16 protein-coding genes are annotated in these 21,914 nt (G+C 48.6%); 7 read left to right on the top strand and 9 right to left on the bottom strand.

Annotated features, from left to right (window positions below; genetic code table 11):
- Positions 1-89: 89 nt before the first annotated feature.
- Positions 90-989 carry a helix-turn-helix domain-containing protein gene (locus BQ7489_RS10170; protein WP_072530911.1) on the bottom strand — a complete coding sequence of 300 codons (900 nt, stop codon included), beginning with the start codon at positions 987-989 and terminating at the stop codon, positions 90-92.
- Positions 990-1,192: 203 nt separating this feature from the next.
- On the opposite strand from BQ7489_RS10170, the gene BQ7489_RS10165 reads away from it, so the two are divergent.
- The 4 genes from BQ7489_RS10165 to BQ7489_RS10150 all read left to right on the top strand — a co-directional run bounded on the left by BQ7489_RS10165 (position 1,193) and on the right by BQ7489_RS10150 (position 8,068).
- On the top strand, positions 1,193-2,227 hold the full coding sequence (locus BQ7489_RS10165; protein ID WP_072532119.1) for an efflux RND transporter periplasmic adaptor subunit: 1,035 nt from the start codon (positions 1,193-1,195) through the stop codon (positions 2,225-2,227).
- Positions 2,228-2,242: 15 nt separating this feature from the next.
- Positions 2,243-5,356 carry an efflux RND transporter permease subunit gene (locus tag BQ7489_RS10160; protein WP_072530910.1) on the top strand — a complete coding sequence of 1,038 codons (3,114 nt, stop codon included), beginning with the start codon at positions 2,243-2,245 and terminating at the stop codon, positions 5,354-5,356.
- A gap of 25 nt (positions 5,357-5,381) precedes the next feature.
- A complete protein-coding gene (locus tag BQ7489_RS10155; protein WP_072530909.1) occupies positions 5,382-6,662 on the top strand; it encodes a TolC family protein in 1,281 nt (426 codons plus the stop codon).
- 80 nt (positions 6,663-6,742) lie between these two features.
- Positions 6,743-8,068 carry a cobyrinic acid a,c-diamide synthase CobB gene (locus BQ7489_RS10150; RefSeq protein WP_072530908.1) on the top strand — a complete coding sequence of 442 codons (1,326 nt, stop codon included), beginning with the start codon at positions 6,743-6,745 and terminating at the stop codon, positions 8,066-8,068.
- A 21-nt stretch (positions 8,069-8,089) separates the two neighbouring features.
- Here the strand turns inward: BQ7489_RS10150 and hydF are convergent, their stop codons facing one another.
- From hydF to BQ7489_RS10120, 6 genes are all read right to left on the bottom strand, one after another.
- A complete protein-coding gene (gene hydF / locus BQ7489_RS10145) occupies positions 8,090-9,274 on the bottom strand; it encodes a [FeFe] hydrogenase H-cluster maturation GTPase HydF (RefSeq protein ID WP_072532118.1) in 1,185 nt (394 codons plus the stop codon).
- A gap of 36 nt (positions 9,275-9,310) precedes the next feature.
- Entirely contained in the window at positions 9,311-10,729 is a 1,419-nt protein-coding gene (gene hydG / locus BQ7489_RS10140) for a [FeFe] hydrogenase H-cluster radical SAM maturase HydG (protein WP_072530907.1), read from the bottom strand.
- Positions 10,730-10,746: 17 nt separating this feature from the next.
- Positions 10,747-11,787 (bottom strand): [FeFe] hydrogenase H-cluster radical SAM maturase HydE, encoded by a 1,041-nt coding sequence (gene hydE, locus BQ7489_RS10135; RefSeq protein WP_072530906.1) that lies wholly within the window; start codon positions 11,785-11,787, stop codon positions 10,747-10,749.
- Positions 11,788-11,799: 12 nt separating this feature from the next.
- Positions 11,800-13,278 carry a 4Fe-4S dicluster domain-containing protein gene (locus BQ7489_RS10130; RefSeq protein ID WP_072530905.1) on the bottom strand — a complete coding sequence of 493 codons (1,479 nt, stop codon included), beginning with the start codon at positions 13,276-13,278 and terminating at the stop codon, positions 11,800-11,802.
- A 233-nt stretch (positions 13,279-13,511) separates the two neighbouring features.
- Positions 13,512-14,054 carry an FHA domain-containing protein gene (locus tag BQ7489_RS10125; RefSeq protein ID WP_072530904.1) on the bottom strand — a complete coding sequence of 181 codons (543 nt, stop codon included), beginning with the start codon at positions 14,052-14,054 and terminating at the stop codon, positions 13,512-13,514.
- Between the two features lie 24 nt (positions 14,055-14,078).
- Positions 14,079-15,227 (bottom strand): HU domain-containing protein, encoded by a 1,149-nt coding sequence (locus tag BQ7489_RS10120; RefSeq protein WP_072530903.1) that lies wholly within the window; start codon positions 15,225-15,227, stop codon positions 14,079-14,081.
- Positions 15,228-15,335: 108 nt separating this feature from the next.
- Between BQ7489_RS10120 and BQ7489_RS10115 the strand changes: the two genes are divergently transcribed.
- Positions 15,336-16,649 (top strand): UDP-glucose dehydrogenase family protein, encoded by a 1,314-nt coding sequence (locus BQ7489_RS10115; protein ID WP_072530902.1) that lies wholly within the window; start codon positions 15,336-15,338, stop codon positions 16,647-16,649.
- Complete coding sequence (locus tag BQ7489_RS10110) at positions 16,646-17,428, top strand: DUF4738 domain-containing protein (RefSeq protein WP_072530901.1); 783 nt, start codon at positions 16,646-16,648, stop codon at positions 17,426-17,428. The genes BQ7489_RS10115 and BQ7489_RS10110 overlap by 4 nt, the downstream gene beginning before the upstream one ends.
- A gap of 362 nt (positions 17,429-17,790) precedes the next feature.
- On the opposite strand, the gene BQ7489_RS10100 is transcribed toward BQ7489_RS10110, so the two are convergent.
- The gene (locus BQ7489_RS10100) at positions 17,791-19,092 is read right to left on the bottom strand and encodes a DEAD/DEAH box helicase (protein WP_072530900.1); all 1,302 of its coding nucleotides are present in this window, start codon (positions 19,090-19,092) and stop codon (positions 17,791-17,793) included.
- A gap of 27 nt (positions 19,093-19,119) precedes the next feature.
- A complete protein-coding gene (gene serB, locus BQ7489_RS10095; protein ID WP_072530899.1) occupies positions 19,120-20,352 on the bottom strand; it encodes a phosphoserine phosphatase SerB in 1,233 nt (410 codons plus the stop codon).
- 196 nt (positions 20,353-20,548) lie between these two features.
- On the opposite strand from serB, the gene BQ7489_RS10090 reads away from it, so the two are divergent.
- On the top strand, positions 20,549-21,910 hold the full coding sequence (locus tag BQ7489_RS10090; protein WP_072530898.1) for a cobyrinic acid a,c-diamide synthase CobB: 1,362 nt from the start codon (positions 20,549-20,551) through the stop codon (positions 21,908-21,910).
- Positions 21,911-21,914: the final 4 nt, after the last annotated feature.

Genomic DNA, 21,914 nt, shown 5'->3' with positions numbered 1-21,914 from the left:
GGGGAAAATTCCGGTAACGGAGTTTTCCCTCTTTTTTGTCTGTCTCTCTCCGATGAAGATCGTAGGCAGGTGTGTCTTTGTTCAGAAAATTATTTTTGTTGTCCACATTCTTTCCTGTATTTCTCCCTGAGCAGTCTCGGGGCTGTTCCCAGGTGTTTTTTCACATATTTGCCGAAAAATGAAATATTAGGAAAATCCAGTTCGTTGGCAATCTCCTTGATACTTTTCTGGGAATATTTCATCAGGAACTCGATATCTTTCAATACATATTGGTCGATTATGGTAGAAGCGGTCTGTCCGCAGATGGGTTTGCAGATAGATGATAGGTATTTGGGAGTGACGTGCAAATGGTCTGCGTAATAAGACACTTCCCTGTTTTTAGGATAAGATGTTTCCAGAAGGTCAATGAATCGTTTGAAAAGCTGTTCGCCGGATGTAAACGGGCGTGGGGTTATTTGGTTGATTACTCTGCCCATGATATTCTGCATGTCATAGAAAAAGGCAAGCATGATCGTATCGATGATTTTTTTCTGTACGACCGACGGTTGGCGGGTTTTGGAACAGAGAAGTTCGTAGTACTGGTTCCAGATCGTTACTTCATCGGAATGTAGTGTATATACCGGATTCTTTTCGAAAATCTTCTTCATGTCCCATAAAATGTTATCTGCCATCGGGAATATTTTCCGGATATATTCCTGTGACATTCCAATGCTATGGCATTTGAAATCAATGCTGGCCATGCCGTTTTCTATGATATTGTTGGGGGTACATACAAAGATATCATTCTTATAGGTTGTATAGGGGGTACCATTGATGTCTACCGACGCCTTCCCTTCGAGAACGAGTACCATGACATAGAACTCGGTCTGTATTGTCCGTGTTATGTCGATGTCATTTATATTTTCTATGAAAGCCAGTTCCTCGTTGTTATATATGGTTATTTGCCGTATTTCGCTGGCGTCCAGGTTTACTTTTTCAATATTGTCCATAAAGCTTTGTTTCTATTTGTTTTGCCTGCAAATTAACAGGATATTTCGAACCGGCTACTTATCCATATAGAGAAATAAATGTTCCGTAAGTCTTATTCTTCTGTAAACTTCTCAAACAGACCACTTTTAGGGGTGTGAAAAAGGTGTGGTTTCAGATAAAACGTCATTCTTTTGCGGCTGAAAGAAAAGAAACTATAATTGAGATGAAAAAGATTTATCTGACAGCAACATTGTTTTCGGCTCTCATACTGGCCGGATGCCAGAGTAACGGCAGTCAAGTTACGGAAGTTCATCCTGTAAGGGTGAAAGTGATGCAGGTTTCGGCTGGAACCGTTGAAGCGGAGGGACATTTTTCGGGAACGGTGGAAGCAGGCAACGGTACCAGTCTCAGTTTTCCGGTGGCGGGTACGGTAAAGACAGTGCATTTCCATTTAGGACAGCATATCGGAAAAGGGCAGTTACTTGCTACACTCGATCCTACATCCATACAGAGTAGTTATAATGCAGCGAAAGCTTCTCTGGAACAGGCCGAAGACGCCTACCGGAGGATGAAGGAGCTGTATGATAAAGGAAGCTTACCTGAGATACAATGGGTGGAGATGCAGAGTAAATTGCAACAGGCCCGTTCGCTGGAAGAAATTGCCGGCAAGAACTTGAAGGATTGCAGACTTTACGCTCCATTCAGTGGGGTGATTGCCATGAAAACGGTAGAAGTGGGTCAGAACGTAGTTCCAGGAGTATCTGTTGCCAAATTGGTAACTGCCGGAACACTGAAGGTGAAGATAGCGGTTCCGGAAGCAGAAATAGCGGGTGTCACCCTTTCGCAGAAGGCTCGAATCACGGTCCAGGCTTTAGGTAGAAAAAGTTTTTCGGGAACAGTGGTGGAAAAAGGTATTGTAGCCGATCCTTTGTCGCGCTCTTATGAGGTGAAGATCCGGGTGGAAAATGTGGGAAAAGAACTGATGCCGGGTATGGTAGCAGAAGTTGCTTTGGAGCATAAAACGGATTCTGCCCGGGATGTGCGTTGCATCATTCCTGCATCCATAGTCCAGCTGGATGAAAGGAACAATTATTTTGTCTGGGTGGAAAGAAACGGCAAGGCAAGTAAGCAGATTATCGGGTGCGGAGAGTTTACGGCGAATGGAGTTACCGTGAATTCCGGCTTGCAGGACGGAGCCCGTGTAATAGTAGAAGGGCAGCATAAAGTTTGTGAAGGAACAGAATTGGATGTTTTTTAAAAGAAGATTACAGCAATGGATAAAAACAGGAAGAAACGGAATGCAGTGGAATGGGCCATGCACTACCGTCAGATTATCATTCTGGTGGTATGCTGCCTTGTGGCTTTCGGCATTTATAGTCTGCCGGAAATGCGGAAGAATGAATTTCCAGACTTTACCATCCGGCAGGGAGTAGTGGTAGCTGTGGCTCCGGGATATACTGTGGATGAAATGGTAGAGAAGGTTACTAAGCCCCTGGAGGAGTATATCTTTACATATAAGGAAGTGAAAAAGGAGAAAACTTTTTCGAAAAGCCGAGATGGAATCGTTTATATACAGGTGCAGTTGAACGATGATTTGAACGATAAGGATGAATTCTGGAGCAAGTTCAAACATGGAGTATCCGGATTCAAGTCGCAGCTTCCTTCGGGAGTGTTGGCTGTACAGGTGATGGATGATTTCGGCGATACGTCGGCCTTGCTTATTACGATGGAAAGTGAGGACAAGACTTATCGGGAACTGAAAGATTACATGGATCGGTTGCAGGACCGCTTGCGGAGAATTACGAGTGTTGGGCGAATGACTGTCAGCGGACTTCAGAAGGAACAGATTTCCATTTATGTAGATAACGACCGGCTTTCACAATATGGCATGAACGAGCAGACAGTGGCTCTTGCTTTGATGCAGAAAGGTTTTGTAACTACAGGAGGACGGATAAAGACCGGCGGATATGTACAAACGATTTATGTCAGCCAGTCACTGAATACCGTTTATGACGTACAGCAACAGATTGTCTATACCGATCCGCAAGGAAATAATGTCCGGTTAAAGGACATTGCACGGGTGGTAAAGGAATACCCTCAGTCTGATAGTTATATCACCAACAACGGGCGCAAGTGCCTGCTTCTTTCGGTAGAAATGAAGAAGGGACAGAACATCGTGAAAATGGGGGAATCTGTGAATGAGGTTATCAGCGATTTTCAGCTGGATTTGCCGCAGGATGTCAGCATTTTCCGGATTACCGACCAGAGTCAGGTGGTAGATGACAGTGTAAAGAACTTTTTGCGTGAGCTGGTCATTGCCATCGTAGCGGTCATTGCAGTGGTAATATTGCTGCTTCCCATGCGTGTGGCTCTGGTGGCCGCTTCCACCATTCCGATTACCATCTTCATTTCGTTAGGACTGTTTCAGGCTTTCGGTATCGAACTGAATACGGTAACACTGGCAGCGCTGATAGTCACGTTGGGTATGATTGTAGACAATTCGATTGTTATCATCGACAGCTATCTGGAGAAACTGGGGGAGGGGACTTCCCGTTGGCATGCTTCCATAGAGAGTACCACGCATTTTTTCAAGTCCATATTTTCGGCGACGCTGGCTATCAGTATTACGTTTTTTCCGTTCCTGATCACAACAACGGGAATGATCAATGATTTCTTGCGTAGTTTTCCTTGGGCTATCACTATTGTGCTGGCCGTATCACTCCTGGTTGCCACACTGCTGGTGCCTTTTCTGCAATTTTACTTCATTCGGAAGCCTATGCAGCAGAAGGAAAGAGACGGAAAGAAGTCATTTTCTTTCCTCGATTTGCTGCAACGTTATTATAACCGCCTGTTCGACTGTTGTTTTTCCCATCCTAAGATAACGGTAGGGATCGGTGTAATTTCTGTCGTTATAGGTATCTTACTTATAGCAAAGCTTCCTCAACAGCTGATGCCTTACGCCGACCGTAACCAGTTTGCAGTGGAGATATTTCTTCCGACAGGTACGGATGTAAGAGAAACAGCGGAAGTGGCAGACAGTCTGGAGCATATTCTCCGCAGGGATAAACGGGTTGTAAGTGTCGCTTCATTCAAAGGATGTGCTTCGCCCCGTTTTCAGACTACTTATGCACCGCAGATTGCCGGGACGAATTTCGCTCAGTTCATTGTCAACACGACCGGCGTAAAGGAGACGGTAGAATTGCTGGATGAGTATGCGCCTAAGTATACCGACTATTTTCCGAATGCCCGTATCCGTTTCAAACAGTTGAGTTACAGTGAAGCTGTTTACCCTATTGAGATACGTCTCAGTGGCGATGACCGGGAGGCATTGAAACGGGATGCAGACAGCATCAGGTTGATATTGCAGGAAATGCCTGAACTGGTTTCGGTACAGACCGACCTGAATGAGCCGCTGGCCGCCTCGGAAGTGGTGCTGCACGAAGATGAATCCAGTCGTTTAGGTATCAGTAATCTGGGTGTAGAGAGTACACTTGCCATGCGTTACGGAGATGGAATACCTGTGACCAGCGTGTGGGAAGGTAGTTATGATATTCCGGTTGTAATGAAAAGTGAAAAGTCGGACAGTGCTCTGCTCTCCGACTTGAAGGATGAACTGCTTCCTGTTGCCGGTGGTATTTCCAGTGTACCTCTTCGGCAGATTGCCGATGTAATTCCGGTATGGAAGGACGGACAGGTTGTCCGCCGGAACGGGATTTATACGCTTACGGTTATGGCAGATGTCCGTCGGGGTGAAAATGCGATGGAAGTTTTGTCACTCGTCCAGAATAAGCTGTCCGGTTTCCGGCTTTCGGAAGGAGTGGACATGAAATATGGAGGCGATTATGAGGACAGTGAAGAAAAGATGCCTCCGGTAATGGCTGGGTTGATGATTGCGGCTGTCATCATTTTCTTTATTCTGGTTATCCATTTCCACAAGGTCAATATCGCTACGCTTATTTTTTCCAGTCTGACACTCTGTCTTTTCGGTACGGCTATCGGTATTCTGATACAGGGAGTCGAATTCAGCATTACATGCGTATTGGGTATAGTCAGTCTGATGGGCATCATTGTCCGTAACGGTATCATCATGATCGATTATGCCGAAGAGTTGCGGGCCGTGGAAGGACTGTCGGCTGCCGAAGCCATCTATCATTCGGCACGCCGTCGTATGCGTCCTATATTCCTGACTTCAGCTGCGGCTTCTATGGGAGTGATACCGATGATTCTGGGTAAAAGCGGATTGTGGATGCCGATGGGAACGGTCATCTGTTACGGAACACTTATTACCATGGTATTTCTGCTTACGGTACTTCCTTGTGCTTATCTGCTGATATTCAGAGGAACTTCCGGAAAGCGCTTGCAGATGGAAAGTTTAGAAAAGCAATGAGAAATTTAAATTTATATTGACAGTTATGAAATTTGTAAAACATATTTTTCTTTTGGGACTTGGAATAGCGGGCATAATGCCTGCTTTCTCCCAGCATGCCTATACGTTGGATGCCTGTATTCATGAGGCTCTTGTAAACAATACCCGTATTAAGAATGCAGACAATGACCTGGCTGCAGCACGTCATGTACAGCAGGAAGCTTTTACCAAATTTTTCCCTTCTTTCAATGCTTTCGGTACAGGCTTTACGGCCGATAAAGGGTTGGTTGAAATGGAAATGATACCTGGTGAAAAATTGTCCATGATGAAGAACGGTGTGATTGGAGGTATAACCGCAGCAGTGCCGCTTTTTACAGGTGGACAAATTGTCAACGGTAATAAATTGTCTGCAGTGAATGTGGAAGTGAACCGGTTGCAACGCCGGCAGTCAGAGAAGGAAGTACGGCTTACTGTCGAACAGTATTTCTGGCAGATAGTCATGTTGAAAGAGAAGTTACGGACTCTTTCTATCGTAGGGGAACAGCTGTCCAGTATTCATAAAGATGTTGATGCGGCCGTACAGGCGGGTGTGAGCAATCGTAACGATCTGCTTCAGGTACAGCTCAAGGAAAATGAAACACGTAGCACACGCATTCAGGTAGAGAATGCTCTTGCTGTTTCTACGAGCTTGTTGGCACAATATATGGGGCATCCGTCTGATTCAGTAGATGTAGATATGGCTCTGACCGATTCTTTGCCCGGTCATCCCGGAGAGCTTTATGTATTGCCGGAATCTTCTCTTCCAGCTACCGATGAATACAATCTGTTGCAACAGAATGTAAAGGCAGCCCGTCTGCAGCATAAGATTTCTATTGGGAAAAATCTACCTTTGCTATCTGTCGGAGGCGGGTATATATATGATAATCTGATGGATAAGGACCATTCGTTTTGGGTCGGTTTTGCAACAGTAAGTGTACCTTTGTCAGGATGGTGGGGAGGTTTTCACGATATAAAAAGGCAACAATTGAAGGTCCGTAATGCAGAGAATCAGCTGACTGACCAGAGTCAATTGCTGGTAATTCGGATGAATAATACCTGGAACAGCCTGACTGATGCCTACAAGCAGGTGGAAATAGCTATAGAGTCCATCGGGCAGGCTTCGGAGAACCTCCGGTTGCAGACTGATTATTACCGGGCCGGTACCTGTACGATGAGTGACTTGCTCGAGGCGCAGACCTTGTTCCAGCAGAGCCGCGACAGGTATGTAGAATCATATGCACAGTATGAAGTCAAGAAACGGGAATACCTGCAGGCTACGGGACGTTAGAATTTTTGTTTTTATTTTTCCGATTATACTGAAAATTCAGGTGTTCTCCCTATCTTTGCGGGAAATTTGAAACTTGATACATGAAGCCACAACTGTTGATCGGATCACCTATGTCGGGAAGCGGAAAGACCACCTTTACGCTGGGACTGTTACGTGCCTTGAAACGCCGGGGACTGAAGTTACAGCCGTTCAAGTGCGGCCCCGACTGTATCGATACCCAGTTCCATGCCATAGCTACCGGGCGTGATTCGGTCAATCTGGATACATGGATGACTTCGGGAACGCATGTACAGTATATTTATAATACGTATGCCGAACGTTCTGATGCCTGCGTGGTGGAAGGATCCATGGGATTCTACGACGGGTATAACCGTATGGAAGGCAGCAGTGCTGAAATAGCCCGGTTGTTGAATATACCTGTGATACTGGTTGTCAATGCACGTGCCACAGCCTATTCCGTGGCTCCGCTGCTGTATGGCTTCAAGCATTTCAAGCCTTCCGTGCGCATTGCCGGGGTTATTTTCAATCAGGTGGCTTCGCCTGCCCATTTCGCTTCTTTACGTGAAGCGTGCATCGATGCCGGGATTGAATGTCTGGGTTATCTGCCTGTAGTGGACGATATCCGTATCACTTCCCGTCACACCGGATTTACCTTGACCGAAAAGCGGGAAATGAGTACGCTGATCGATAAAGTAGCATTGCTGGTTGAAAAGCACATCGATCTGGAAAAGCTGATGAATCTGTGCACCCGTATATTCCCCTGTCCGTATACACTGCCTTTTACCTCCGATCTGGAAGTGGAGGCAATGCATACGGCCGGGAAAAAACGATTGCGTATTGCCATTGCCCGTGACCCGGCTTTCAGCTTCTTGTATAAGGAGAATATCGACCGTCTGGCCGAAGTAGGACAGATAACCTATTTCAGTCCTGTATACGGGAGTGATCTGCCAGAGGCGGATCTGGTCTATCTTCCGGGAGGATATCCCGAACTTTTTGCCCGTCAGCTGCACCGGAGAAAACGGCTCATGCAGCAGATTCGTGACTATGCCGAAGCAGGTGGCCGGATTCTGGCTGAATGTGGGGGTATGATATTCCTGGGTCGTACGCTGACGGTAAGGAAAGGAGGTACGGCATACGAAATGGCCGGTGTGTTGCCTTTCGATTGCAGTATGGAAGATACCCGCCTGTGTGCCGGATACCGTCGTATGGTATATAATGGCATAGAGCTGCGTGGGCATGAATACCATTATTCCGCATTGGTGTCGTCCGAAGCCCTGCCTGTAGCGGCGCAGATGTTTACTCCCAGAGGGGCGGAGGTTTCCACACCTTTCTTCCGCTACAAGAACGTCATTGCCGGATATGTCCACTGGTATTGGGGTGAGACGGACATCCTGAAATTGTGGTGAGGCAGGGCAGGAGTGTACCGTTCAATAGTCTATTTTATCCAGAATACCGCTCAGACAGGCGATGGTCACTCCATAATTGGTCATCGGAACATGCTGTTTCCTGGCTTCTGATACACGGCTCATCACATACTTGCGGTTGAACATGCAGGCACCGCAATGGATAACCAGATCATATCCCGAAAGATCTTCCGGGAAATCGGTTCCCGATACCTGGTCAATCTGTAGTCCGTCACCGATGCGTTTGCGTAGCATGTTAGGTATTTTTACTCTTCCTATATCTTCTGCCAGTGGGGCGTGGGTACATGCTTCGGCTATCAGTACCCGCGATGAGGGGGTGAGTCGTCCGATAGCTTCCGCCCCTTCCATGAAATAGTCTATGTCACCCTTGTATTGTGCGAACAGGACCGAAAAGGATGTAAGCCTGCTGGATTCCGGTTTCTTTTCGTATACGGTCTTGAATACTTGGGAATCGGTTATAATCAGTTTCGGGGGAGCCGACAAAGCCTGTAGCATCGGCTCAATCTTGTCGGTCGTACAGCACATTACCAGGCATTTACGGTCAAGAAGTTCGCGTATGGTCTGTACCTGAGGAAGGATAAGCCGTCCTTTGGGTGCCTGTATATCCTGCGGCATCACCAACATGACAGTATCGCCTTCCGATACCAGTTTCCCTACAATGCCTTTTTCCATCGTCTCATCGGGTAGTCTGCCAATGATACCGCGGCGGATGTCTTCCATTCCGGTTTTCTTTTTAGCCGATGCAATCAAAGGAACTTGTCCGCATTTTTTTTCGATGTTACGGGCTGTCTGTTCCGCATTTTCAAGAAGGTCGGCTTTGTTCAGCACCCAGATTATCGGTACATTCTTTTCCTTCAGCGTATGGCTCCACTCCAGTTCCTGGTTTATGTCTTCACCGGTACAGACCATCAGGGCTACATCGGTCTTTTCCATAGCTTTGAGTGTCTGTTTGATGCGCAGTTCACCCAACCGGCCTTCATCGTCCAGTCCGGCTGTATCGATGAATACACAAGGTCCTATGCCATGAATTTCCATCGGTTTGTAGACGGGATCGGTAGTTGTTCCGGCAATGTCGGAGACAAGTGCAGCCTCCTGGTTGGTCAGTGCGTTGACCAGTGATGACTTTCCGCTGTTACGCTTGCCGAAGAGGCCTATGTGGATGCGGTTCGCACGGGGAGTATCTTGCATGATATGGATATTTTGTAGTGTCATTAATAAGTTGCATCAGAAGCGGAAATCGCGTTCCCCTTTCGTGATACGTTCCAGGTTTTCCAACGCACGGCGCCGGATGGCAGGATTGGGTATCTGTTCCATCTGTGTACGTATCATGTCGACTCCCAGTGCACGGGTTTCGGGCGATGCGTAGTCTTCGAGGTATTCCTGCAGGGTCATCAGGGCGTTCGGGGCGCAGCAGTTGGCAATCTGTCCGGTCTTGACGAGCGACATGAAGCGGTCGCCTGTACGTCCTTCACGGTAACATGCAGTACAGAAGCTGGGGATATAGCCCAGGCGGAGCAGCCAGTTTACTACTTCGTCGAGGCTTCGTGTATCACTTACATCAAACTGAGCCGAATTTTCTTCTGGAATTTCCTGCTTGACATATCCGCCTACGCTGGTACGTGATCCGCCGCTCAACTGAGAAACACCGAGTTCCAGCACTTTTTCGCGCGAACGTTGCGATTCACGGGTAGAGACAATCATGCCTGTGTAAGGTACGCTGATACGGATTACGGCCACCAGTTTCTGGAAGATTTCATCCGAAATGGCATTTTCGAAATCGGCGGCATTGATATCATCGGCCGAGCAGATACGCGGTACACTGATGGTATGCGGTCCCACGCCGAAAGCCGCTTCCAGGTGTTCGGCATGCATCAGCAGGCCTACGAAGTCATATTTATAGGTATTCAGTCCGAAAAGCACTCCGATACCCACATCGTCGATACCTCCCTGCATGGCACGGTCCATTGCCTCCGTATGGTAGGCATAGTTGCTTTTCGGGCCTCTCGGGTGGAGTTTTTCGTAATTTTCCTTGTGGTAGGTTTCCTGGAACAGGATATAAGTGCCGATACCGGCATCTTTCAGCAGGCGGTAGTTCTCTACGGTGGTGGCCGCTATGTTCACATTTACGCGACGTATGGCTCCGTTCTTGTGCTTGATGCTGTAGATTGTTCGGATTGACTCAAGGATGTATTCGATGGGGTTGTGTATCGGATCTTCTCCAGCTTCGATGGCCAATCGTTTGTGGCCCATATCCTGCAGTGCAATCACTTCCTTACGGATATCGTCCTGTGAGAGTTTCTTGCGGGCTATGGTCTTGTTTTTCACGTGGTAAGGACAGTACACACAACTGTTTACGCAGTAGTTCGACAGGTATAGCGGGGCGAACATCACGATGCGGTTGCCGTAGAATTTCTGTTTGATTTCGCGGGCCAGGGAATAGATTTCTTCAAGGAGATCCTTGTCGTCACATTCCAGCAATACGGCCGCTTCACGGTGACTTAGTCCTTTACAGGCACGTGCCTTTTCAATGAGTGAACGCACAAGTTCGCGGTTGTTACTGTTGGCCTGTGCATATTCCAGTGTATCCAGTATCTCATCATGGCAGATGAATTCTTCTGCATGAGGTGAATTTATATTGTACATAATATATATTGTTGTTTTTATATAAGTCGGTAATCTCCTCTTCCCATATCAATGGTATATCCTATCTTTTCCAGGCGTGCCTGCAGCAACCGGAGTCCTTCGGCTGCTTCGGCCCCCATGGATGCCTTGTTGTCGTACAGCGCGTATTTGCTGCGTTGCTGCGGCGGTGAGAGATTCGGCATCACCACGTTCGCTCCGGCCAGGATTCCTCTTTCACGGCCTTCGGGTGTAAGTGTGGCAAGGGCTGTAGTCGACGGAATCAGGGCATCGGGGTGCATCAGCCGGAAAATGGAGAGCAGCAGTAAGGTCTGTTCCAGGTTTCCCGCAGGCATTTTCCCGAAGGGTGTGTCGTGATGCGGGAGGAAGGGGCCTATACCGATCATTTCGGGGCGGAGCTGTGCGATGTACAGGATATCTTCCACCAGGTTGTCGATGGTTTGTCCGGGACTGCCCACCATAATGCCGGTACCTGTCTGGAAACCGATACGTTTCAGGTCGTCCAGGCATCGCAGCCGGTTGGACAGCGACATGCCTGCGGGGTGAAGCTGCCTATAATGTGCCGGGTTATGGGTTTCGTGTCGGAGCAGGTAACGGTTGGCTCCCGCACGGAAAAAGGCTTCATAGGCTTCTGTACTTTTCTCTCCGAGGGAGAGAGTGATGGCGGAATCAGGAAATTCGCGGCGGATGTCCGCGATGATTCCGGTAGCCCGTTCTGTAGTCAGGTAATCGTCTTCACCGCCCTGCAGTACGAATGTCCTGAACCCCAAGGCATGCCCTTCACGGCAGCAGGCCAGTATCGTTTCCTTGTCGAGCCGGTAGCGTTCGATGTTCCGGTTGCTTCGCCGTATACCGCAGTAATAACAATCGTTGTGGCAGCAGTTTCCTATTTCTATCAGTCCCCGGATAAAGACCTTGTTGCCGAACCGGGCCTGTGCCGTTTCACGGGCCTTTTCATTGATCAGTTCCAGGTTTCTGCTGTCACAGCCGGCAAGCAGTGTACGCAATTCATCGGGAGCAGCGGTATGCTCCCGATAAAGACGTTCTATGATACTTCTCATGGAGAAGAGTACTTATTCTTTGTTGGTACTGTTTTCGTATTTCAGCGTGCGTTTCAGCAGATCCTGGTTGAGCTGCCGTTTACCCGAAACCGCATCGTTATAGGCACTCGGTCCGGTTACGCATCCGCCTTCGCAGGCCATCATTTCGATGAACTGGGCGTCTACCTTGCCGGTCTTGGCCCAGGCACGCATCTGGCCGATGCTCTTCTTGTTGAAGTCGGAGAACTGCAGCATCTTGATTCCGTCGGCCTTCGGTCCCAGATAGGCTTTGACAGCTCCGGCTACACCGCCGGCCTGAGCGAATCCGTGGGCTTCGCAGACTGATTCGTATGCCACCTTGTATGGATTGGCCTGAGCCAGTTCGATATTCAGTCCCTTCAGTACAGAATGCAGCTCTTCGAATGTCATTACATAATCCACACATTCGTCGCGCTGGGCTTCCTTTCGCTTGGCAATACACGGACCAATGAATACCGTTTTGGCATCGGGATATTTTTCCTTGGAAATCCGAGCCGCATAGTACATGGGCGATCCGGTACTTGATACATACTGCTGCATGCCGGGAATGTGCTTGCGTACCAGCTCGATGTACGACGGACAGCAGGAGGTAGTCATGAACTTCTGACCTTCTTCCAGCTTCTCGAGCAGCTCATGAGCTTCGTTGCTGGTAGTGTGCATCGCACCTTCGGCCACCTCGATGACTTCAGCGAAACCGATTTCCTTCAGGGCTCCGTACACCTGGTCGATGGTAGCGTCGAACTGTCCCAGAACAGACGGGGCGGGGAGGGCTATCAGCTTTTCTCCACGGCGGATAGCTTCCAGTATGTCGAATACCTGGGAAATCTCGAAGATGGCTCCGAACGGACAGGCATTCAGGCACTTGCCGCAGTAGATACACTTGTTTTCGTCAATGTGTTCCACATTCAGCTCATTCTTGCTGATGGCTTTGACGGGACACGCTTCCTCGCACGGTACGGGAATATAGACGATGGCGTGATAGGGGCAGCTCTTGTGGCAGATACCGCAACTGATGCATGTATCGTGGTCAATATGGGCCTGTCCGGTCTTCTTGTCGAAGTGGACCGCTCCCTTTGGACAGTTCATATAACAACTGCGTGCCACACATCCGCGGCACAGGTTACTTACCTCGTAGTTTACCTGTACGCATGAAGAGCAGGCTTCATCTATGACACACAGAATATTTTCTTTGATGAGTTTCTTCCGTTCGAGTGCCTGGCGGGCATATTCCGACAGCGGGGTGAGCTCGTCGTGCTCGTCCGACATGTCCCAGCCCAGCAACGGGAGTGATTTGTATTTGGTTACAGCACGTTCTTTATGGATACAGCAGCGTCCTACCGGCTGCGAACGGCGGGGACTCAGTTCCAACGGAACACGGTCTATCTTTTCAACCAACTGATTTTCTTTCCATAAAGCGACGAGTTTTTCCAGCAGCTTATGTCGCACAATCATTACGTTGTTAGTAAACGGCATAATGTAAAAGTTAAGTTTGTTAGTATAATGTTATCCTAAAGAAAGCCTTATATATGATGTGGCTTTCGGGTTACAAAGGTACTACATTCTTTGCAATACACCAAGGAAGAAGGTCTGAATATGGAAAAATTTCTTTATTTGGAACGGATAAAAAACACCTTGATGTTTCGGATGGAAGTTCAGGTTCTTTTTTCCGAAAAATCAAGGTGTTTCCTGAAAAAATCAAGTTGTTTTTACCGCTTCTCTTCTTCGCTGCCAGCAGCCCTGAGAATCAGCGTTGTAGCACCCAGGGTGAAAATTGCTCCATCTTCGATGCGGACCCTGTCTTTCGGACCCAGGAGTTCATTCATCAGAAAGGTTCCCGTAATGCTGTCGTTGTCGCGGAGGGTATAGACCAGTTCCCCTTGCTTGTTACGTTTCACGTTCAGGATGCAGTGACGGCGGTCCATGCTGGGATCGTTGGTCTCGATCGGTACATCGATTTCATTCCCTTTCGAGCGGCGGCCTATGAGGTTGTCGCCTTCATGAAGCGGGATGACCTGTTTATAGCCGAAAACGTTTTCAATGGCTACTACATTCCCGAAGTCCCGGGTACCTTCCGTTTCATCCACCACCTCTTCGCGGCGGCTTCCGGCGTTCAACTTGGATTTTCCAATACGGATTCCGAACTGTTTCTTGCAGTTGTCACAGATGAATACCAGCGACTGGCCTTCGGAATACTTGGTTTCGTCAAACTGTATATAATTGTCGCATTTCGGACATCTTACTCTTTTCATTGTCTCTTTGTTCGGTGTTTGTTGTTACTTGACTGTATATACCCAAGCCGATTCGAATCCTGCCGTTTTCTTCAGGTCCTGGATTTTTTTGTATGCATCGGAAGCCTGTGTGTAACGGGCTACCGAAATACGATAACGTCCTTGTGATTCTACCACTTCGGCATCTTTGAATCCTTTGCCTTGCAGACGCTGTGCTTCGCGCTGTGCATCTGCCTCATTGGGCAAACTGGCTACAATGACGTAGCATCCTTTCCGGCTTGCGGCTTGAGAAGCTTCCGGACGGGGGGCAACAGTCTGTTTTTTCGGTTCAGCCTTGGAGGCAGGAGCCGGCTGTGTCGTCGCGGTCTGAGGCTTTTCCTTTTTCGGCTGTATCTTCTTCTTGGCCGGGGCTACCTTTTCGGTCCTTACCGAAGCCGGTCTCAAGGTGTTGACGTTATTCTTCGCCTGAGATCTGTGGCGGGTGTTGTTCTGCGGTTCGGTTGTTATGCTCGAAGCGGCCGACTGGTTGCGGATAGCATCAAAGAGGCTGTAGGAGTCCAGTGACGCATAGTTGGCTTCGCTCACGTAAGTGTTTTCTACCGGAACGGAAAGGATGAAGAACAGGATGACGGCAGCTGCTACAGCTACGGCATTCTTCAGCCATTTGCGGATCGGGATGACACGGACCGGAGTCTGGGGGCCTGCCGTCTGGGGAACTATTTCCTTTACTGGTTCCGGACGATAAGTCTGGCGGGTTACGGTTTCCGTCAGTTCCTGCAGCGGAGAGGGGACGAACGGTTCCAGTCCGTAGAGCGACGGGGTGAAGAACCCGGTCTGTAACGGAGCGAATTCATATATTCCGTTCATGTTGTAATACAGCGTTCCCACATTGTTCAATGTAATCTGTCCGCGTTGGTAAAGCTCGTCCTTCATCAGGCTTACGGTCTTTTCAATCTTACGGGTGGCGTCGGGAAAATCCGTATTGTAGGCCTGCATGTACGATTGTACCAGCAATCCGTCATTCATGACGAGTTGCGGATTGAAACCGATTGTACGCATGGGCGGACAAAAGGCCCCTGTATCCTCATTATATATGGAAGGACGGTAATGCGCAATGAAACCGCCCAGGCCGGGGACGATGACGCAGTCGTTCTCCAGCAAGAGAACTTCAATATGTTTAGCCAATTCAATCATATTGCAAATGTAATGTTTTTCTCTTTATTTTTAAATATCATTTTTTATATAATTCTTTTTTTTGGTTACTTTTGCATCCGGTATTTTGAAATAAATTTAGGAAACAGTATGAATATAGCTATTGTCGGAACCGGTTATGTCGGTCTGGTTACAGGTACATGTTTTGCCGAAACAGGGGCGAATGTGTATTGTGTAGATACCAACGAAGAGAAGATAGAGGCCCTGAAGAAAGGAATTATCCCTATTTACGAGCCCGGGCTGGAAGATATGGTCTTGCGTAATGTTAAGGCGGAACGCCTGCATTTCACCACGTCACTGGCCGAATGTCTGGATAAAGTGACTATCGTGTTCTGTGCAGTAGGGACTCCTCCTAATGAAGACGGAAGTGCCGATTTGTCGCATGTTCTTGACGTGGCCCGGACCATAGGTTCCTGCATGAACCGCTATGTGCTGGTTGTCACCAAGAGTACCGTACCCGTAGGTACGGCCAAGAAGGTGAAGGCGGTGATCAATGAAGAATTGTCCAGACGTGGAGTGAAGGTAGACTTTGATGTGGCAAGCAACCCTGAGTTCCTGAAAGAAGGGAATGCCATCAGCGACTTCATGACTCCCGACCGTGTGGTGGTGGGAGTGGAATCGGATAAGGCGAAGGAGTTGATGAGCAAGCTGTACCGCCCGTTCCTGCTGAACAATTTCCGCGTGATTTTCATGGATATACCGTCGGCCGAAATGACCAAGTATGCAGCCAATTCCATGCTGGCTACCCGAATCAGTTTCATGAACGACATAGCCAACCTGTGTGAACTGGTAGGCGCTGATGTCAACATGGTGCGTAGCGGTATCGGTTCGGACAGCCGAATCGGACGTAAGTTCCTGTATCCCGGATGCGGTTACGGTGGAAGCTGTTTCCCGAAAGATGTAAAGGCACTCATCAAGACGGCCGAGGAGAACGGCTATACCATGCGTGTCCTGAAAATGGTGGAGGAAGTCAATGAAGCCCAGAAAGATATTCTGTACCGTAAACTGCTGAAATATTACAACGGCGACCTGAAAGGGAAGACCGTTGCCATGTGGGGACTGGCCTTCAAGCCCGAAACGGATGATATGCGGGAGGCTCCGGCACTGGTCCTGATCAAGAAGCTGAAGGAGGCGGGATGCATAATCCGTGCCTACGACCCTGCGGCAATGGACGAAGCCAGACGTCGTCTGGGCGACAGCATCTATTACGCCCGCGACATGTATGACGCCCTGCTGGATGCCGACGCCCTGTTTCTTGTGACCGAATGGAAGGAATTCCGTCTGCCCGCGTGGGGAGTCATGAAGAAGACGATGAACAATCCCGTTATTTTTGATGGAAGAAACATTTACGATATCAACGAATTGCAGGAACTGGGGATTACCTATCATTGCATCGGAAAATGAAAAGATATGCATCAATCATATTAGTTTTGGCATTGGTTTCCTGTGGGGGTAAAAAGGAAGACCAAGGAACAGACGAGGCGGACCGGGCTGCGGTAGAGATGTTGCAGGGAGTCTGGCTGGACGACAATACGGAAATGCCTATATTGAAGGTCAAGGGCGACAGTATGTATCTGGCCAGTCAGGTGAACGCACCCTTCAGATTCGGCGTCTCCGGTGATACGCTGATATCCTATGGGGCGGAGAAGACTGCATACCGTATCCAGAAGTTGGGGGAACATGTATTGCAGTTCTATACGTCTATGGGCGACCTTATGTCTTTGCATAAGGCCGAAACGGATACCATACCTTTCGGTTATGAAGTGGAGGAGGCGGCACCGGAGCCTCAGGTAATCCAGAAGGATTCGGTGTTCATGTATGAAGGGAACAGATACAGGGGATATGCCTATATCAATCCTTCAACGAAGAAAGTGATCCGTCCGGGCATAACCGACGAAGGCCTGAAGGTGGACAACGTCTTTTACGACAATGTAATCCATATCTGCGTATATCAGGGAACCCGTCGGTTGTATTCCAAAGATATCACCAAAGAGATGTTTGCCGGTTCGGTGCCGGATAATTTCCTTCGGGGAGCCATCCTTTCGGATATGGATTTCATGGGAGTGGATGCCAAGGGCTATCATTACCGTGCCACCATCTGTATTCCGGACGGCAGTTCGTGCTATTATGTCGACCTGCTGATTGACAGGGAAGATAACCTGACCTATATGCTGAAACAGTAGATTTCAGGAACGATCTTATAAAGGAATACGGGAAGCTGCAGGAATGTGGCTTCCTTTTTTTATGGAAATCCGCAAAGAGCGGGATGAATGGTACGGACATAAAAAAAGGAGTACCGCTGTACTCCAACCTTTTGTTAACCTTAAATCTAATACTATGAAAAACACGTTGCAAAGGTAGGGACTTTTCTTCATAATGCAAATAAAACAACTACTTTTTTCTGCTTTATAACATGTTTTAATAAATAAACCGGTATTTATTAAAATTATTATACAGAATCGGCTCCCGTTTGTTCTATGTCCGGTAAAAATAAAAAAGATTCCGGCAGTATTCCGCCGGAATCCTTGAGGTTGCATATCGGTTTTCAGGATTTGCTTGTCCGTGAAGCGGGACGGTTACGTTTCTTGCCGTTGCCGTTTTTTGTGCTCTGGGCGTTGTCCGGGCGCTTGTTGTTGAAGTTATTCCGCTTTTTCCAGCCTCCTTTCCCGTGTTTCCTTCCGCTGCGTTGTGCCTTGGGTTCATATACCGGAGCTTCTCCCAGTTCTTCCGGAACTGGAATCTTATAGATTTCCTTGCCCAGAAAATCTTCTATCTGCTTGAACCGGGTCTGTTCGGTTTCACTGACGAAAGTAATGGCACAACCGTCGTTGTTGGCGCGGGCTGTACGGCCTATGCGGTGTACATAGTCTTCACTGTCGTGAGGAACGTCGTAGTTGATGACCAGACGTATATCGTCTATATCGATTCCCCGCGCCACGATGTCTGTAGCCACCAGCATGTCGATCCGTCCGTTGCGGAAGTCGTGCATGATTTCATCGCGCTGGCTTTGGTCGAGGTCGGAATGCATTTCCCCTACATTCAGGTTCATATGTTTCAGAGCCTTGGTCACTTCCTTTACCTTCATTTTTGACGATGCGAAGATAATGACACGTTCAGGTTTCTGTTTGGTAAACAGGCTCTTGATGATTCCCAGCTTCTGTGCTTCATAACAGATATAGCAGGCCTGTATTATCTTGTCGGCTGGTTTTGATACAGCCAGGGCTATTTCAACGGGATCGGTCAGAATGGTCTTGGCCAGCTGTTGGATCTTGGCCGGCATAGTAGCCGAGAACATGATGGTCTGACGTTCCTTCGGCAGGTATTTGACAATCTGCATGATGTCATCGGCGAATCCCATGTCGAGCATGCGGTCGGCCTCATCCAGGATAAAGAAGGATACTTTCGACAAATCCACATATCCCAGACTCAGGTGGCTGATAAGACGTCCCGGGGTAGCGATAACCACATCCGCTCCGAGGGTCAATCCTTTTTTCTCCTGTTCGAAGCGTATCCCGTCATTGCCTCCATAGATGGCTACACTGGATACCGGCATAAAATAGGAGAACCCCTCCATCTGCTGGTCAATCTGCTGGGCCAGTTCACGTGTCGGGGCCATAATGATGCAGTTGATGGAATCGGCAGGATAGCCACCTTTGCTTAACTGGTTGATGACCGGAAGCAGATAGGCTGCCGTTTTGCCCGTCCCTGTCTGTGCCACTCCAATCAGGTCTCTGCCTTCCAGTATTACAGGAATAGTCTTTTCCTGTACAGGAGTACACTCCTTGAAATTCATCGCATCAAGTGCATCGAGAACACTGTCTTCTAAATTCAGTTCGGAAAACTTCATATTATTCTATTACTTCATCTAATTTTATTAGCTGTTTGCTCTTTCGTCCAGATAAGAATCTTTGAATCCCAGAAAATACAGGACGCCGTCAATACCGATGGTACTGATAGACTGGCGTGCGTTGGCCTTTACCTTCGGCTTTGCATGGAAGGCGATGCCCAGGCCGGCTATGGAAAGCATGGGAAGGTCGTTCGCTCCGTCTCCCACCGCAATGGTCTGGGCGATGTCCACATTCTCTATCTGCGCGATAAGCTGTAGCAGTTCCGCTTTCCGTTTTCCGTCTACGATATCACCCAGGTAGCGTCCGGTCAGTTTGCCGTCTATAATTTCCAGGTTGTTCGCATAGACATAGTCAATGCCGTATTTTTCTTTCAGGTAATTGCCGAAGTAAGTGAATCCGCCCGAGAGGATGGCTATCTTGTATCCATACTTTTTCAATACATACATCAGCCGGTCTACGCCTTCGGTGATAGGCAGGTTTACAGCTATATCTTTCATGACACTTTCGTCCAGCCCCTTAAGCAGCGCTACCCGTTCCTTGAAACTCTCACGGAAGTCTATTTCTCCTCTCATGGCACGTTCGGTTATTTCCTTTACCTGCTTACCCACTCCGGCACGTTCGGCCAGTTCGTCTATCACTTCTGTCTTTATGAGGGTAGAATCCATATCAAAACAGATCAGGCGCCGCATACGGCGGTACATGGTATCCTGCTGGAAGGAGAAGTCCATTCCCAGCGACGAGCTCAGATTCATCAGGTTGGTCTGCAGTTCTTCACGGTTGTTCGGAGTGCCGCGCACGGAAAACTCGATGCAGGCTCTTACTTGTGCCTTCCGTTCGTCGAGAGGGACACGTCCCGTCAGTCGTCGGATTGCATCGATGTTCAGTCCCTGGTCGGCCAGAACCCGGGTAGCCGAGGCTATCTGGGTTGCCGTAAGCTTTCTGCCCAACAGGGTAAGGATATAGCGGTTCTTACCTTGCATGCCTACCCATTCTTCATATTCCTCGGCAGTAATGGGATAGAAACGGATGTTGATTCCCAGTTCGGAAGCCTTGAACAGAAGCTCCTTCAGGATATTCCCCGAATCCTGTTCACTACATTTGAAGAGAATTCCCAATGAAAGGGTACTGTGGATGTCGGCCTGGCCGATATCCAGAATATCCACGTCATAACCCGCCAGGATGGCCGTAATGGTAGCTGTCAGTCCCGGCCGGTCTACGCCGCTGATACGTATCAAAATAAGTTCTGTGCTTGTATCCATGTTTCCTTTTTCACTCGAAGTAGTTGCAAATCTATATAAAAAATCGTGAATTCTTGGGTCGTGGAGGTGGAAAATGTGTCAATTGTTTCGTTTTTGGCATAATTTCATGCCATAGGGACAGAATGCCTGACCTGTTTTCCGGTAAAAGTAAGATATTTCTTTTATCTTTGCAGGATAAACCCCAAAAGACAGAACCATGAAACCTCATCTGCTGATAGGAGCCGCCATGTCGGGAAGCGGGAAGACCACTTTTACGATGGGACTGCTGCGTGTGTTGCACAGGAAAGGGCTGAAGGTACAGCCATTCAAATGTGGGCCCGACTATATCGATACCCAGTTCCATTCCATGGCCGCTTTGCGGACGTCGGTCAATCTCGATACCTGGATGGCGTCGGAAGAGCATGTCCGTTCCGTTTACCGACGTTATTCGGAAGGGACCGATGTCTGTGTTACCGAGGGAGTCATGGGACTGTTCGACGGATATGACCGGATGAAGGGGAGCAGCGCAGAGATAGCAGGTCTGTTAAGGATACCGGTTATCCTGGTTCTGAACGCCCGTTCTTCGGCCTACACAGTAGCTGCGGTCCTGCATGGCCTGAAGACTTTCGATCCTAAGGTCCATATAGCGGGAGTAGTGTTCAACCAGGTGTCTTCGCCTTCACATTATGCTTTCCTGGAAGACGCATGTGAGGATGTCGGCATTCCCGGGTTGGGATATATCCCGAGAACGGAACAGATACAGGTACCTTCCCGTCACCTGGGACTTACATTGGACGTAGAGCGGAAGATGGAAGCTCTGATTGACAGGGTTGCCGATCTGATAGAGAAACATGTCGATGTAGACAGACTGCTGGATATCTGCAGGAACCGCCCCCAGATTCATACACGGGAGATTGTACCGGAGACCGGAACCGGGAATTCCTATGTACAGTCTGAACTGTTTTTCAGGGAGGATCCTCTGAGTCCGGGAGGATTGAGGATATCGGTGGCCCGTGACGCTGCCTTCAACTTTATGTACCGGGAGAATATCGACCGGTTGTGTGAAGCGGGAAAGGTAACTTTTTTCAGTCCTCTTGCCGGTGAAAAACTGCCGGAATCGGATTTTGTGTATCTTCCCGGGGGATACCCCGAACTGTTTGCTCCCCAGCTGACCAGGAATCAGCGCCTGATGATCCAGATCCGGGATTATGCGGGAAATGGAGGAAAGATACTGGCCGAATGTGGCGGAATGATGTATCTGACCCGTTCCATCACGACACAGAGCGGTGAAATTTATCGGATGGCAGGTGTCTTGCCCCTGGAAGCTACCATGGAAAAGGCCCGTCTGCATCTTGGATACCGGAGTACGGTCTGTAACGGCCTTTCCCTGAGGGGACATGAATTCCACTATTCGAGTGTGAGGAACGCAGAAGGCTTGCCGTCTGTCACACAGCAGTTCAACGCAAAGGGGCAGAAGGTAGACACACCGCTTTACCGTTACAGGAATGTCATAGCAGGCTATACACACTGGTATTGGGGAGAGACCGACATATTCCGGTTATGGAATACTGGAAAATAACTGA

This window comes from Bacteroides ilei (assembly GCF_900128495.1).
Classification (GTDB): domain Bacteria; phylum Bacteroidota; class Bacteroidia; order Bacteroidales; family Bacteroidaceae; genus Phocaeicola; species Phocaeicola ilei.
The sequence above is the reverse complement of the archived record's forward strand: the minus strand, read 5'-3'. Positions and strand labels throughout refer to the sequence as shown.

Bases quoted from the DNA above. Each gene is read 5' to 3' on its own strand.
- BQ7489_RS10170 (WP_072530911.1), bottom strand. From the start codon at position 989: ATGGACAATATTGAAAAAGTAAACCTGGACGCCAGCGAAATACGGCAA.
- BQ7489_RS10165 (WP_072532119.1), top strand. From the start codon at position 1,193: ATGAAAAAGATTTATCTGACAGCAACATTGTTTTCGGCTCTCATACTG.
- BQ7489_RS10160 (WP_072530910.1), top strand. From the start codon at position 2,243: ATGGATAAAAACAGGAAGAAACGGAATGCAGTGGAATGGGCCATGCAC.
- BQ7489_RS10155 (WP_072530909.1), top strand. From the start codon at position 5,382: ATGAAATTTGTAAAACATATTTTTCTTTTGGGACTTGGAATAGCGGGC.
- BQ7489_RS10150 (WP_072530908.1), top strand. From the start codon at position 6,743: ATGAAGCCACAACTGTTGATCGGATCACCTATGTCGGGAAGCGGAAAG.
- hydF (WP_072532118.1), bottom strand. From the start codon at position 9,274: ATGCAAGATACTCCCCGTGCGAACCGCATCCACATAGGCCTCTTCGGC.
- hydG (WP_072530907.1), bottom strand. From the start codon at position 10,729: ATGTACAATATAAATTCACCTCATGCAGAAGAATTCATCTGCCATGAT.
- hydE (WP_072530906.1), bottom strand. From the start codon at position 11,787: ATGAGAAGTATCATAGAACGTCTTTATCGGGAGCATACCGCTGCTCCC.
- BQ7489_RS10130 (WP_072530905.1), bottom strand. From the start codon at position 13,278: ATGCCGTTTACTAACAACGTAATGATTGTGCGACATAAGCTGCTGGAA.
- BQ7489_RS10125 (WP_072530904.1), bottom strand. From the start codon at position 14,054: ATGAAAAGAGTAAGATGTCCGAAATGCGACAATTATATACAGTTTGAC.
- BQ7489_RS10120 (WP_072530903.1), bottom strand. From the start codon at position 15,227: ATGATTGAATTGGCTAAACATATTGAAGTTCTCTTGCTGGAGAACGAC.
- BQ7489_RS10115 (WP_072530902.1), top strand. From the start codon at position 15,336: ATGAATATAGCTATTGTCGGAACCGGTTATGTCGGTCTGGTTACAGGT.
- BQ7489_RS10110 (WP_072530901.1), top strand. From the start codon at position 16,646: ATGAAAAGATATGCATCAATCATATTAGTTTTGGCATTGGTTTCCTGT.
- BQ7489_RS10100 (WP_072530900.1), bottom strand. From the start codon at position 19,092: ATGAAGTTTTCCGAACTGAATTTAGAAGACAGTGTTCTCGATGCACTT.
- serB (WP_072530899.1), bottom strand. From the start codon at position 20,352: ATGGATACAAGCACAGAACTTATTTTGATACGTATCAGCGGCGTAGAC.
- BQ7489_RS10090 (WP_072530898.1), top strand. From the start codon at position 20,549: ATGAAACCTCATCTGCTGATAGGAGCCGCCATGTCGGGAAGCGGGAAG.